Raw genomic sequence first — 13,574 nt, 5'->3', positions numbered from 1 at the left:
TTTGCGAAACTAGACTATTTATTTGCGAAAGTAGCTCATTTATTTGCGAAAAGGCTGTTTTTATTTGCGAATCCACATTTCATGCCTTAGTTTCACAGCATCATCCCCCGCTGACCGGCGGAATAAAGGCGATCTCGTCGCCGTCACGGATGACCTCATCATTGGAAGCAAATTCCTCGTTAATTGCGGTCATCAGGGTTTCCATGCGCGGTAAATCGTACTTCGCCGCTAACTCTGCCTTCAATTCGGCCACCGTTTTTCCGCCGGCTTCCACTGACAAAAACTCCGAGCCAATGGCATCGCGCAAGTGTGCAAAAAACAATACCTTATTCATCTAAATCACCTGCCTCAGGTTTGCCGCTTGGATAAGCAACCGTCTCTAACTGGTTGCCCATCCACGATTCGCCGTCTTCCCAATGCTCTTTTTTCCAAATTGGCACGATTTCCTTAATCCGCTCAATCGCATAGCGGTTCGCTTCATAGGCATCGGCGCGGTGCGGTGTTGAAACGGCAATCACAACGGCGATATCAGTAATATCTAAGCGCCCGACCCGGTGGGTAATGGCAACATGCGAGCCCGCCCAGCGCTCTTCAATTTCACGGCCAATTTGCTCGAGCTTTTTCACAGCCATCGCTTCATACGCTTCATAGATTAAAAACAACGTCTTCTTGCCGTGCGTTAATTCACGAACGGTTCCGATGAAGGTGGTAATCGCACCGGCCTCACGCTGAACCACTTTATCTATCACTGCCTGAATATCAATCGGTTCTTTGGAAATTTCGTACATCTTCATTATTTCACCTCTTCGAGCAAGCTCTTCAACACTGGATTTTCAACCACTTGATAGCCGCCAATTTTTTCAACCTGCTCCCTGAAGGCCGCCGACTGAATAATTCCCATTAGCTGGCTGCAGCTTTCACTTTCATAAAAGGTGCGCGTCATCACTAAATCATATTCTTCATCGGCGACTGGAACAAAGTCTAAGCCCATCGCCTTTGCCGCAGGGTAAATCCCAAGCCCGGCACCGCAGGGATCACCGTTCACTTCCGCCGCCACTGCTAAATGGGAAAACATTTCCCGGTCATAACCGGTAATCGCATCCGCATCCAAGCCCGCCTCTTCCAAAAGCAAATCAAAAAGGATTCGTGTGCCGGCTCCTTTTTGGCGGTTGACGAAGTTCGCGTTCGTCCGGACTAAATCTGTGACTCCTGCAATTTCTAGGGGGTTCCCTTTTGGCAAAATCCAGCCTTGCTTCCTTTTTAAAAAGGGATATAGAACAACATCTTGACCAGCTAAAATTTTTCGAACATATGAAACATTATATTGCTTTGTACTTGGGTCAAGCAAATGAATCCCGGCTACATGGGCCTCGCCTTTCCGAATCGCCATGATCCCGGCCATGCTGCCGACATGGGAAGAGACGATTTTCATCTCTGTCCGAGCGCGTTTTAGCTCCGAAGATAAAAGATCAATCGTCAAATCATGGCTGCCACAGAACACGATCGCATTTTGGATCTCCTCAAGCGGGCGCAGCAGTTCAACTTCTGCCGTATCCCCCTGTTCATAGCCAATCACACTTGGCGGGACGATTAACAGGCCGTCTGCTCTGACATAGGACATCGTGACGCCTGCCGCTCTTGTCAGGGGATTGGCGACAAATTGGCCATCGACATAGCCGATATTCATTCGGACAAAGTCCTCAGCACCCATTGAGGAAACAATTCTGCGCCCAAGCTTGACCGTCACCGTCTGCCTCCGAGGTTCCGGAATCCCTATGTACTTACATACAAGCGGCCGCACAAACCACTCTAGTGCAAGGTAGGCAGAAACAGGATAGCCCGGAACACCGACGACAATTTTTCCGTTTATTTTTCCTAAAACGGTTGGTTTCCCTGGCCGTGCGGCGACCCCATGGGTGTAGACCTCACCGATTTCACCAATGATGTGGACCGTGAAGTCCTTCCTGCCTGCGGATGAGCCGGCATTGATCACAATAATATCGGAGGTTTCCGCCGCCGCCAAAAGTACTTCCTTAATCTTTTCAGGCTCGTCCTTCACAATCGAATGGAGCTCCGGTTCGCCGCCCCAATCCTTGATAAAGCCGGAAAACACCGTGCCGTTAAATTCAATGATTTTTCCGGAAGCCAGCTCAGAATCTGCTTCAACAAGTTCATTGCCTGTCGGGATGATTGTCACCACTGGTTTTTTGACAACAGGAATCACGAGCTGCTGTGCGGCGAGCAGCACGCCTAAATCCGCCGGCCGTAATGTATGGCCTTGCGGGAACAGCATTTCCTCTTGGACGATATCCTCGCCAATCGGGCGGATATGCTGCCACGGGGTGGCCGGTTCAATAATTTCAATTGTCTCTTCATCCACAACATGAACATGTTCTATCATTATCACGGCGTTAAAGGGGGAAGGAATGGCATTCCCTGTATCGACAAAGCAAAACTCCCGGCCTATTTTGAGAAAAAGCGGGTTTTGCTCATGTGCCATGTAGGTGCTTTCGGCGACAACAGCAATTCCGTCCATTGCTGATGCGTGGTAGTGTGGCATCGAAACACGTGCAAAAATTGGCTCCGCGGTCACACGACCCAGCGCTTCAGCGGCTGAGAGATAGTCGATTTCAGGTATAAGATCGAAGGCTGCCAGGATTTCCTCTCTGGCCTCCGACCTAGATTTATCTTCCAAATATATTTTCCGCTTATACTGTTCCATGACTCGGATGCCCCCTACCTTGATGGAATCACAGGTACATATTCCCCCTGTGAAACTCCTTCTTTTTCTGAACTAATCTCGACAATGCCATCGCTTTTGACCAGTGTGGTAATCAAGCCTGATTTTCCGATAATCGGCTCCGCCCACCATTCGCCCTCTTTTTCAAAAATCCGAACGCGGATATAATCGGCTCGTCCCATTGAAGAGGGGATATTTTTAGTGATTTTTGCAAAAATCCGCTCCGGTTTGCGCAGAGGTTTTTCACCCTTAAGCTTTCGTAAAATCCGCTCGCCGAACAGCTTGAAAATAATCATTGCGCTCGCCGGGTGTCCCGGCAGGCCAATAACGGGCTTACCGTTTGCCATTGCCATAATCGTAGGTTTACCCGGTTTAATCGAAATACCATGGACAAAAACGCCCGGATCCCCTAAGGACTGAATGACATCTGTTGTATAATCCTTTGCCCCGACAGAGCTGCCGCCGGAGAGGATTAAACAATCGACCTGTTCATAAAGCTCCCGAGCCCGCTCGCGAAATTCTTCAAAATCATCACGGACAATCCCGCCGTATACGACATCGACATTCCATTCGTTCGCAAGTCCGGCAATCGTTAAATAGTTGATGTCACGAATTTGCCCTTCTACCAGTTTTGGAGTTTGATAGGGGACAATTTCATCCCCGGAAGATAGGTAACCTACCTTCAATTTGCGGAAAACAGGCACCTGGGCAATTCCTAACGAAGCGAGTGCGCCTAATTCTTGCGGGCGAAGCTTCGTCCCGACCTCCAGAAGAATTTCTTCTGCTTTAATATCCTCCCCCGCACGAATCACATTTTCGCCGGGGGCAATTTGCTTATATGTATTAAGAAGACCATCTACGTCCTCACAATGTTCAATCATAATTACGCTGTCACTGCCCTTTGGCATCATGCCGCCTGTTGGCACGTAAACGGCCGTGCCATGGCCAACCACAGCAGTTGGGACTTCGCCCATTCTTACTTCTCCAACAACGTTTAAGAAGCCGGGCATGGATTCAGAGGAACCATACGTATCCTTCGCACGGACGGCATATCCATCCACAGTTGAACGGTCAAAACTTGGCACATTTTCCTTCGCCACTACAGACGCCGCTAAAATATGGTTTAATGCATCACCAAGTTCCCTAACCACTGTTTGTTCAATCGCCGGTATGTTTTCCTCGATTAAGGCAAATGTTTCTTCAACTGTTTTAACTTTGAAAAATTGCATGGTTCCCTTACTCCCCCTTAAAGATCTGCCTCGGCCCACTTTTTCGCCTCTTCATATTCATCCGGGTGATTCATATTGAAAAAGACCCGCTCGATATCAAGATTGCTGTAAGTCTGCAGTTCTGTTTCTGTTACGTATAAGACGTTTAATTGATCAAGCAAATGTTTCATCCTCAGCCGGCCGGCTTCAATACTTGAAGCGACCTCTTCTGCTGCCTTTTTGTGAAAAACGGCAAACAACGGGTGTTGTTTCCCATTTATGACGGGTATGACAGCATCATAATGGCCGCAGCTGTTAACAAGCGCTTCGGCAAGCTCGGATGAAACAAACGGCATATCACAGGCGACAATAAAATTGAGATCATAGTCGGATGCGAGCAAGCCTGCATGCACTCCGGCAAGCGGCCCCATCCCTGGATACCGATCCGCGACCATTGTTAGCCCTAAAAATTCGTATTGTTCAGAATCATTCGTCACTAGGATTATATCATCAAAAAGAAGTTTTAGCGTATTTGCAATTCTTTCAATGTTGGTTTTCTCATTTATTTTTAGCAGCGCTTTATTTGTGCCCATTCGGCTTGATTTTCCGCCTGCTAAAATAATCGCTGCAGCTTTCATGGAAAAAACACCTTCTTAATTTGTCTCTTTTTTTTCACCGACCGCGTTATACCCGTTTTCCTGGGCCACAAAATCGAGGTGAATTGAATTTAAATCCAGTAATGCCGCTGACGGCTTCGTGATATATTGTCGCGTATCTATAATTTTAATATAGCCCTTACACTCTTCGCAAACTTGAATTTGTGAGATGGCGTCGCCTTCAATCGTTAAAAATTGAATGGTTTTATGGTCTTCATTGCCGCAATGCGAACATTCTAAGCGCTTAGCATGCCAGTTGGCCTGGCAGCGTGGACAATGGATGACTTTTTTCCCTTCATCTGCTAGGGTGGCCAGTCTTACAGGTTCGCCGCAAACAGGACAGCCGGCTCCTGGCACTGCACGGTTGATTACCGGCTGAATTTTTTCAGCAGTTAATTGCAAGTATGGGCGAAGGGCGGTTTCAGCAAGAAATTGTGGAATCCATTCTTCAAGTCCGTGATCTTCTGCAAAACTAGTAAAATACACATGGTTGAACGAAAAGGCCTCATCAATCCAGCGAATCGCTGTTTCTTCGTTAAGAAGGCTTGTAATCCTAGCAAGTTTTTCCGCGAGCTCTGGATTGAATTTTACAAGCGTGGTATTTACTTCCTCTATCCACTGTAAAAATAGTGAAATTTCAAAATCAATAGCCGTTAAGGCGGCAGCCGGCACTCCTGCTTCCATTGCAGCCTTATCAAGGTTCGGTCTAATAGTTTCAGGATCTAGCTGAAGCTTCCACTGTTCCTGAAGCTTGACGATTTCCTTTTGCAGGTCCATATATTCTTTTGAAACAACGGATTTAATCATCGTTGCACCTCATTCTTTTTTAATTTTTATAGAAAATGGCCGTCAATTTAACGACAGCCATTTTCTCCAATTAACTTTTTTTATTAGCCGCGGCTGTTAGGCACCTTTTTTATGTTTAGGATCATCCAAGTCAGGGAAGTTGCCTTTTTTGACTTCTTCATCATACCAGTCACCATAGTGGCCTTTAGCCCACCAAGCAGGGACCTTTCCGTTGACAACGCCGGAGTAGCCTGGTCTTGAATGTTTATGAACAACAGATAGATAAATGTGTCCGACAATAACGGCGATTCCTAATCCAAAACCAACGTTATGAAGGAAGTAGCCCCATTGTACAAGCGCTCTTGGGAAGAACTCAGGGAACCACATGGTGAAACCTGAAACAATAACCAAGATGGCACATAAAATCTGTAGAATCGAGTTGATTTTTTCCCCAGCGTTAAAGAAGGTTTGTTTTATATGCTTAAACTTGAAGCCGAATAATTCTTTAACGAATTCACTGAAGAATTGAAGGTCGCGCTTCTTCCATGTTATTAATTCCTTCATCCAATGAATAAAGAACTTCGGACTAAAAATCAATAAGATGAAGGTAGGCGTTATGAACGCTACAGCAAAAATTCGGTGTAACAGCCGGGCCATAGCCGGGCCGCCAAAAACCGGATAAAGCCAGTCAAAGAATTCGGTATACATTGGCAGGGCCGTGATGTAAAGGGCAAAGAAGGCAATTCCATTGATTGCGTGTGCCCAAACAAACGCCTTTGGAAAGCGGCGAATCTTTACATCCGCTTTCGGGTGCTTTTGATAATTACTCATGGCTGCCACCTCCATTTTCGTCCTCGTCATTGGCTTTTTTACTGAAAAACTTATTGGCAACAAATGCACCGACAACCGCCATTGTTGTTGCCCCAATCATCGCCTTGCCAATTGGTTGTGCATAGTCCTTCCATACTACTGCAGATGTTGGTACCTTTGGATTTTCAGGAAGTCCGTACACGTTCGGTTTTTCAGCAAGAACGTAAACCGTATGGGTACCGCCAACACCCTGTGGATTATACACCATCGCATTCGGGTAACGGTCCTTAATTTCCTTGACGCGCTGCTCTGCCTTTTTAATCATCGCAGCTTGATCGCCAAATTCCATTGCTCCGGTATGGCATGTCGTTACGCAGGCAGGCTGTAAGCCCTCATCAATCCGGTCGGTACACATCGTGCACTTATGGGCCTTACGATATTCCTTACCGTTTTTATCCTTATATTCCTTCAAGGAAATGACTTCAAACGGACAGTTTTGCACGCAATAGCCGCAACCTACACATGTATCTTGATCAATGACAACCGTACCATACTTCGTATAGCTGATGGCATTCTCAGGACAAACCTTTTCACAGGCGGCCTCGGTACAATGGAAGCAGGAAGAATGACGGAATAGGTAGTCTAAATCACCTTTACCATTCTCGTGCTCGATGTATTGCAGGACATTCCATGTATCCGCCGTTGTTTTTGCATGTGATTGGACACTGCCAAGGAATTCAGTTGGTTCTGCGGGCAGGTCATTCCAGTTTTTACAAGCAACCATACAGGCACGGCAGCCATCACACTTCGTTACATCGACATATTTCACATACTTACTCATACGTCAGCCCTCCTAACGTTGCAGAGGAATGCTTTATATTCAGGAATCGTTGAATTGGCGTCCCCGATGTGTGGTGTTAAACGGTTCGCTGTATCTCCTGTAGCAAATCCTTTATAGCCGAAGTGCCATGGCATTCCAATTTGATGGACCTTTTTGCCGCTAACACTATAAGGCTTAAAGCGTTTTGTCACCATCGCATAGGCTTTGATTTCCCCACGGGCAGAGCTGACAATGATTTGGTCTTTGTTCTTGATGCCTTTTTCTTTCGCTAGCTCTTCACTTAATTCGACAAACATATGACCGGAAAGCTCTGAGAGCCATTCTTGGTTCCGCGTCATTGAGCCTGACTGCCAGTGTTCACTTACCCGGTAGGTGGTTGCGACAATTGGGTAGTCTTTCTTATTGCCCTTTTTGTTAAAATCACCTTCAATCACGACAGCTGCCGGGTTCAATTGTTGGTTAGAGAACGCATTTGGAACAGGGCTTTCAAATGGCTCGTAGTGTTCAGGGAACGGTCCGTCATTTAGGGTTGGTGCAAACAATAACGCTACACCGTCTTTATTCATCATAAATGCACCCGTCCCACCCGGTTCAGTTGGTGCGGTTACGGCCTTAAAGTCCGGGACGTCATTACCGACCCATTTTTTCTGGGCATCATCCCACCAAATGACGGCCTTTTCCTTGCTCCATGGCTGACCGCTAGGATCTGCGGAGGCACGGTTGTAGAGAATCCGGCGGTTCATTGGCCAAGCATAGGACCAGTTCAAATAATGTTCGCCGCCTGTATCTTTGTTGTCACGATTCTTCGCTTTGTTTTTCCCTTCCTCAGGATAGAAGCCGGAATAAATCCAGTTACCGCATGAGGTTGTACCGTCATCTAAAAGGGCGCCAAAGTTTGCGATTAGTTTACCTGTTTTCAAGTCATAGCCATTGATTTCTTTCGCCACAAGGTCAATATCCGGTTCTTCTCCGGTGCCGTAATTCCAATCAAGTGCTAAGAATGGTTTGTCCGCTGATTTTGGACTGTTGGCATATAATTTTTTCAGCGTCAGTGCCAATTCATGAATGATATCAAGGTCTGGTCTTGCCTCGCCTCTTGAATCAATCGCCTTCCAGCGGTATTGCATCCAGCGTGAGCTGTTGGAAACACTGCCTTCTTTTTCAAACGACGCACTTGCCGGCAGCAGGAATACTTCGGTATTAATCTTAGACGGGTCGCTGCCCGCTTCTTTTTGCCAGAATGAGGATGTTTCTGTTTCCCAAAGGTCAATCGCAACCATCCACTTCAGATTTCCAAGTGCCTCTTTTTCTTTACCGGCGTTCGGACCGCCGACAACCGGGTTTGTACCAAACAGGAATGTTCCGTCAAGTTCGCCCTTGTACATCGCATTAAATAGGTTGATGTGTGAGTAGTTTTTATTGCCCTTTGGTAAAAATTGATAGCCAAACTCGTTTTCTGCCGTTGCATTCGCGCCGTACCATGCTTTAAGTAAGCTGACAACGAATTTTGGTTTGTTGCTCCAATACCCTGTTTTTGGTGTTTCTTTTTCCAAGTAGCCCTTCAATGTGGCATGCTCCGGAACCGTTGCTTTTGGTGCGCCAAGATACCCTGTTAGGTTGTCATACAATAAACCAAAGTCAGTAGACCCCTGAACGTTAGATTCGCCGCGCATCGCATTGATTCCGCCGCCAGGCAAGCCGATGTTTCCTAAAAGAAGCTGTAGAATCGCATAAATCCGGACGTTTTGTGAGCCGACTGTATGCTGGGTTGTTCCCATTGCATACATAATCGTTCCTGCTTTTCCAACCTTACCTGTCGAACAGAAGGCTTCACAAACCTTTAGGTAATCTTCTTTTGGTGTACCAGTTACCGTTGTAACCGTGTCAACATCATAACGGGAGTAGTGCTTTTTCATTAATTGGAACACAGAACGCGGGTGCTGTAAGGTTTCATCTGTAACCGGCTTGCCATCTTCCGTTGTTTCAATGCCCCATTTTGTCTTATCGTAAACTCGCTTTGCTTCGTCATAACCGGAGAAGAGACCGTCCTTAAAGTCATAGCCCTCTTTCACGATAAAGGAAGCGTTTGTATATTTAGCAACATACTCTTTGTGGATGAGATTGTTTTCAATTGCATACTTAATCATCCCGCCGATAAACGGAATATCCGTACCGGAGCGAAGGGCAGCGTAAACATCAGCCTGTGCGGATGTCCTTGTATAACGCGGGTCCACAGAAACAATTTTTCCGCCGTTTTCCTTTGCCTTCGTTAGCCATCTAAAGCTAATCGGGTGATTTTCTGCAGGGTTTGCGCCAATGATCAACGCACAATCAGTATGCTGCAGATCATTCCAATGGTTAGTCATTGCTCCACGACCAAATGTAGGTGCCAGACCGGCAACCGTTGAACTATGTCATATTCGCGCCTGGTGCTCTAAGTAGGTCACACCAAGCCCTCTCATTAGTTTCGCGAGCAAATACGTTTCTTCATTATCAAGTGCCGCGCCGCCAAGGCTGGCAATCTTTTCGGTTTTATTAACGGTAATACCGTTTTCTACTTCAATAAATGATTTGTCACGTGTTTCTTTTGTACGTTTGGCAATGGTATCTAGCATCCATTCCCAATCTTTTTCCTCCCACTTACTGCTTCCAGGAGCACGGTAAAGCGGTTTTGTTAAGCGCTTTTCAGATGTATATAACTGTCTTAATGTTGTTCCTTTACTGCATAGCTTTCCTTCGTTAATCGGGTTATCCGGATCCCCTTCCGTATAAACCACGGTATTGTCTTTGGTGTGAAAGAGGATTCCGCATCCGACACCACAGTAGCAGCAAATGGTTGGTGTTACAGTAGCTTTGGCAATTTTGAATTCTTTTGTTTTCGCATAGGCCTTTTTCTCGTTAAAACCAAGTTCGACAACCGCAAGTGTTGCCGCAGTGGCGCCTGATAGCTTTAAAAATTGCCGGCGATTTAGGTTCATTTCAACCATCTCTATTCTCCTTCCCAAGGTTTGATTAGAACATCCCATTTTTTCTCTCTAAATCTCTAAGAATCAATTCACCCCTTTCAATGCATCTCCGCTGCAAGTTCGACATTTAGATCGTTTTCGACTCTTTCGCAATTGGTATAGACAGTGGCCATTTTCCCTCGTAAATAGCCAATGACCTCAATGTTTAAGTATTTTGCCAGCTGCACCGCCTGCTTGGTAGCTGCCGTGCGCGAGCCGATGACCGGAAAGCCAAATTTCGCTGCCTTTGAGAGCATTTCATATGAAACCCTGCCGGTTGTCAGTAACAGTAACCTTTCGGGTTGTAAACGATTTCTTAATGCGTGGCCAATAATTTTGTCGACAGCATTGTGGCGACCAATATCTTCGCGGATAGTAATCGAGCCGTCCTCCTCGACAATACAAGCCCCATGCATCCCGCCTGTTTCCAGGTAAAAGCGGGAGTTTTGGGCGAATTCACTTCTCTTTTTTAATAGATAACTTAATGGATAGATTTTGCTTGATGCCACTTTGGAAAAATTTTTCACATCTGTCATCGAGAAGAAGGTGACGCCCCTGCCGCAGCCGGCTGTGTAGTGCTTCTTTTTTGAAAAAACTTGTTCTTCATCAAAATGATTACAGAGCGAAACATGAATGCTGCCCATTTCTTCGTTGATGAGAATGGATTCGATGTCATTTGCCTCCTGAATAAATCCTTCAGAAAACAAATACCCATATGTCCAGTCCTCCAGGTCGAATTTTGTCAGCTGAAAAACGGCGATTTCATAACCGTTAATAATCAAGGAAATTGGATATTCATCAGGACAACCTTTACGGTTCATTGTTTTCACTTCCCCTCAGGAAATTTTTCCTTATTAAATCATTGTAAAAATAGGACCAATTGCACTCAGCGACATTTGTCACTTTGTCGAAAAATGTAACTTTCATGAAACAGCATGAAACCCATTCCTGTTAACAAAGAATGGGACTTTGGCAACGGCTTTTATGTTTGTGTCAGATTTCCAACAATTTCGTAAACGCATCATTTAACCATACTATTTAGTATTAAAAGGTAAGCGATTTCACCACAAGGAGGTGGATCCTTTTGTCATTATCGTACTTTCCCAGCCCCTTTTTGAAAGTAATATTTATCACTAAAAATACTTGGAAATAGTACAAATGGAGGATTTGTCATTTTTCTGTCAACTATTGCCTATGCGTTATTCAAATCTCATCGGTCACATGATTTCTGTTATATTTCTAAAAATGTTTTATAATAAGAAATAGGGTTTTATTACAAGGAGGAGTACATAATGACGATTAAAAAAGTAATGACGATTGCCGGCTCTGATACAAGCGGCGGTGCGGGGCTTCAAGCAGATTTAAAGACATTCCAGGAGCTTGGCGTTTACGGGATGAATGCCCTTACCTGCATCGTGACAATGGATCCAAAAGACAATTGGCACCATAACGTGTTTCCAATTGATGTCGATATTTTGGAAAAACAACTGGAAACGATTCTTTCTGTCGGAATTAACGGCATGAAAACAGGTATGCTGGGAACGGTTGAAATTATCGAGTTAGTCGCAAGAAAAATCGATGAGCATAAATTAGAGCGCGTTGTCATTGACCCTGTCATGGTATGTAAAGGAGAAGACGAGGTGTTAAATCCGGAGACAGCCGATGCGATGCGGGAACTTCTCGTGCCTCGCGCCTTCGTTGTCACTCCGAACCTCTTTGAGGCAGGACAGCTTGCCGGTATGAAAACACCGCACACATTGGAAGAAATGAAACAAGCGGCCGTGAAAATTCATGATTTAGGCGCTAAAAACGTCCTCATCAAAGGCGGCAGCAAGCTGCAAACAGAAGAAAAGTCACTTGACCTTCTCTATGATGGAAAAGAGTTTAGAGTCTACGAATCAGAAAAAATCGATACTACCTTTACACACGGGGCGGGCTGCACCAATTCCGCTGCCATCGCGGCAGAACTGGCAAAAGGAAAATCGGTTTACGAAGCAGTCGAAGTATCAAAAGCCTTTGTTTCTGCCGGTATCCAGCAAGGTTTCCGCTTAAATGAATTTGTCGGACCGACATGGCATGGTGCCTACCGCAATAGCGAAAGTGTAACGGAGTATTGCGACGATTGTAATGAATAAGTAGAAATCCGGAAGAACCAATCAACTGATTTGGTTCTTCTTTTTGTGGCAAGCATTCTAGATACATTTTTTTTCAAGCAATCATTTCGCATTTTTTTACTAATTTTAGTATGATAGGTACATTATTAAATAAGAATAATTTATAGTTTCTTTAACAGGGGAAAGGAGTTGTTCGATTTGCAGTTAATTGATATGAAACGTGTCCAGGAAGCCATCAATGGCTTTGCGCATAAAGATGTCTACATTCACCTTGAAACGACCAATGGTGCTTACGCATCACATCACGACCAATCCTTCTTCTCTGCCGGAGCGTACATTCGTAATGCCCTTGTCCGTTATGAACTAGGGAAAATTACCGGGAATGGTCCCTTTCGTGTTGGTCTAAAAATAAACCTTGGCTGGATTTATGCTGAGGGACTTACCCACTTCGAAATCGACGAAGAAAATCATCTATTATTGGCCGGTCACGACCATAACGGGAAACTGGCCGTTGCATTAGAAATAAGCACGACCCCATTTGAATAAATTCGGAAAGGAGAATGGTCTATGAAGAAAGAACGCCATGTTTTGGTCGTTTTCCCGCATCCTGATGACGAGGCTTTTGGTGTATCCGGGACGATCGCGACGCACATAAAGAACGGAACCCCTGTTACGTATGCGTGTTTGACCTTAGGAGAAATGGGACGCAATATGGGGAATCCCCCGTTCACCAATCGGGAAAACCTTCCGAAAATAAGAAAAGAAGAATTAAAAGAAGCTGCACGGGCTTTAGGCATCCAGGACCTGCGCATGCTTGGTTTCCGTGATAAGACGATTGAGTTTGAAGACGAAGACAAACTAACGAACACAATAGCCGCAATCATCGCGGAAGTAAATCCTTCTCTGATTATCACATTTTATCCGGGCTATTCAGTCCACCCTGACCATGACGCCACCGGTGCGGCGGTCGTGAGGGCTGTAGAAAAATTGCCGGCGGCCGCACGTCCAACCTTAAACTGCGTCGCCTTTTCGAATAATTGTATCGAGGAGCTTGGGGAAGCCGATATCATCATCAACATTACCCCTGTTGCTGACAAAAAACTAGCTGCCATTCGCGCGCACCGTTCGCAAACGGAGCAAATGCTGATCGGCATGGAAGAGAAGTTAAAAAATCAGGACCCGCAAACAATGGTATGGATCAATAACGAACGGTTTTGGACATATAAGTTTACACATTAAAAGCCCTCCAAATGAGAGGGCTTTTTCTTTATTAGTATTCTTTGTGCAGCAGTGTGCACAGCATGCACCAATCGAGAATGATGATTTTCCTTGACTTAAGGTCGATAATTCCCTCTTTTTTTAACTTCGATAAAACGATCCTGCTTTCCTCGCATCACCTTGATGAAATCCGTCA

The 13,574-nt window shown here is 45.4% G+C and carries 13 protein-coding genes and 1 pseudogene; 3 read left to right on the top strand and 11 right to left on the bottom strand.

Translation table 11 applies throughout. The features are described 5' to 3' along the window. Window positions 1–100: 100 nt before the first annotated feature. The 11 genes and pseudogenes from moaD to fdhD form a co-directional block, all read right to left on the bottom strand. Window positions 101–334: a molybdopterin converting factor subunit 1 gene (gene moaD / locus ACIQXV_RS07310; RefSeq protein WP_402957374.1), complete on the bottom strand. Its 234-nt coding sequence runs from the start codon at window positions 332–334 to the stop codon at window positions 101–103. Beyond that, a complete protein-coding gene (locus ACIQXV_RS07305; RefSeq protein WP_402957372.1) occupies window positions 327–794 on the bottom strand; it encodes a molybdenum cofactor biosynthesis protein MoaE in 468 nt (155 codons plus the stop codon). Before ACIQXV_RS07305 ends, moaD begins: the two co-directional genes overlap by 8 nt. Then, window positions 794–2,722: a molybdopterin biosynthesis protein gene (locus ACIQXV_RS07300; protein ID WP_402957370.1), complete on the bottom strand. Its 1,929-nt coding sequence runs from the start codon at window positions 2,720–2,722 to the stop codon at window positions 794–796. The genes ACIQXV_RS07305 and ACIQXV_RS07300 overlap by 1 nt, the downstream gene beginning before the upstream one ends. A gap of 14 nt (window positions 2,723–2,736) precedes the next feature. After that, complete coding sequence (locus tag ACIQXV_RS07295) at window positions 2,737–3,969, bottom strand: molybdopterin molybdotransferase MoeA (RefSeq protein ID WP_402957368.1); 1,233 nt, start codon at window positions 3,967–3,969, stop codon at window positions 2,737–2,739. Window positions 3,970–3,986: 17 nt separating this feature from the next. Next, window positions 3,987–4,586 carry a molybdenum cofactor guanylyltransferase gene (mobA, locus tag ACIQXV_RS07290; RefSeq protein WP_402957366.1) on the bottom strand — a complete coding sequence of 200 codons (600 nt, stop codon included), beginning with the start codon at window positions 4,584–4,586 and terminating at the stop codon, window positions 3,987–3,989. A 15-nt stretch (window positions 4,587–4,601) separates the two neighbouring features. Then, a complete protein-coding gene (locus ACIQXV_RS07285) occupies window positions 4,602–5,411 on the bottom strand; it encodes a formate dehydrogenase accessory protein FdhE (protein WP_402957364.1) in 810 nt (269 codons plus the stop codon). A gap of 96 nt (window positions 5,412–5,507) precedes the next feature. Further along, on the bottom strand, window positions 5,508–6,221 hold the full coding sequence (locus tag ACIQXV_RS07280) for a formate dehydrogenase subunit gamma (RefSeq protein WP_402957362.1): 714 nt from the start codon (window positions 6,219–6,221) through the stop codon (window positions 5,508–5,510). Next, window positions 6,214–7,041 carry a 4Fe-4S dicluster domain-containing protein gene (locus tag ACIQXV_RS07275; RefSeq protein ID WP_402957360.1) on the bottom strand — a complete coding sequence of 276 codons (828 nt, stop codon included), beginning with the start codon at window positions 7,039–7,041 and terminating at the stop codon, window positions 6,214–6,216. The genes ACIQXV_RS07280 and ACIQXV_RS07275 overlap by 8 nt, the downstream gene beginning before the upstream one ends. Then, window positions 7,038–9,443, bottom strand: a pseudogene (gene fdnG / locus ACIQXV_RS07270) (formate dehydrogenase-N subunit alpha); the annotation flags it as partial. The pseudogene fdnG and the gene ACIQXV_RS07275, both read right to left, overlap by 4 nt. A 12-nt stretch (window positions 9,444–9,455) precedes the next feature. Then, window positions 9,456–10,028 carry a twin-arginine translocation signal domain-containing protein gene (locus ACIQXV_RS29790; protein ID WP_483874202.1) on the bottom strand — a complete coding sequence of 191 codons (573 nt, stop codon included), beginning with the start codon at window positions 10,026–10,028 and terminating at the stop codon, window positions 9,456–9,458. A gap of 77 nt (window positions 10,029–10,105) precedes the next feature. Continuing rightward, window positions 10,106–10,867: a formate dehydrogenase accessory sulfurtransferase FdhD gene (fdhD, locus tag ACIQXV_RS07265; protein ID WP_402957358.1), complete on the bottom strand. Its 762-nt coding sequence runs from the start codon at window positions 10,865–10,867 to the stop codon at window positions 10,106–10,108. A 471-nt stretch (window positions 10,868–11,338) separates the two neighbouring features. Here fdhD and pdxK point away from each other — a divergent pair, with 471 nt between their 5' ends. The 3 genes from pdxK (at window position 11,339) to bshB2 (ending at window position 13,399) form a co-directional block, all read left to right on the top strand. Further along, window positions 11,339–12,181 carry a pyridoxine/pyridoxal/pyridoxamine kinase gene (gene pdxK / locus ACIQXV_RS07260; protein WP_402957356.1) on the top strand — a complete coding sequence of 281 codons (843 nt, stop codon included), beginning with the start codon at window positions 11,339–11,341 and terminating at the stop codon, window positions 12,179–12,181. 192 nt (window positions 12,182–12,373) lie between these two features. Next, window positions 12,374–12,706: a YojF family protein gene (locus ACIQXV_RS07255; RefSeq protein ID WP_402957717.1), complete on the top strand. Its 333-nt coding sequence runs from the start codon at window positions 12,374–12,376 to the stop codon at window positions 12,704–12,706. 21 nt (window positions 12,707–12,727) lie between these two features. Beyond that, a complete protein-coding gene (gene bshB2 / locus ACIQXV_RS07250; RefSeq protein ID WP_402957354.1) occupies window positions 12,728–13,399 on the top strand; it encodes a bacillithiol biosynthesis deacetylase BshB2 in 672 nt (223 codons plus the stop codon). Window positions 13,400–13,574 lie beyond the last annotated feature (175 nt).

Source organism: Neobacillus sp. NPDC097160 (assembly GCF_044762155.1).
Lineage (GTDB): Bacteria > Bacillota > Bacilli > Bacillales > Cytobacillaceae > Neobacillus.
Note: the sequence above shows the minus strand (reverse complement) of the source record. Positions and strands in the feature narration are given on the sequence as shown.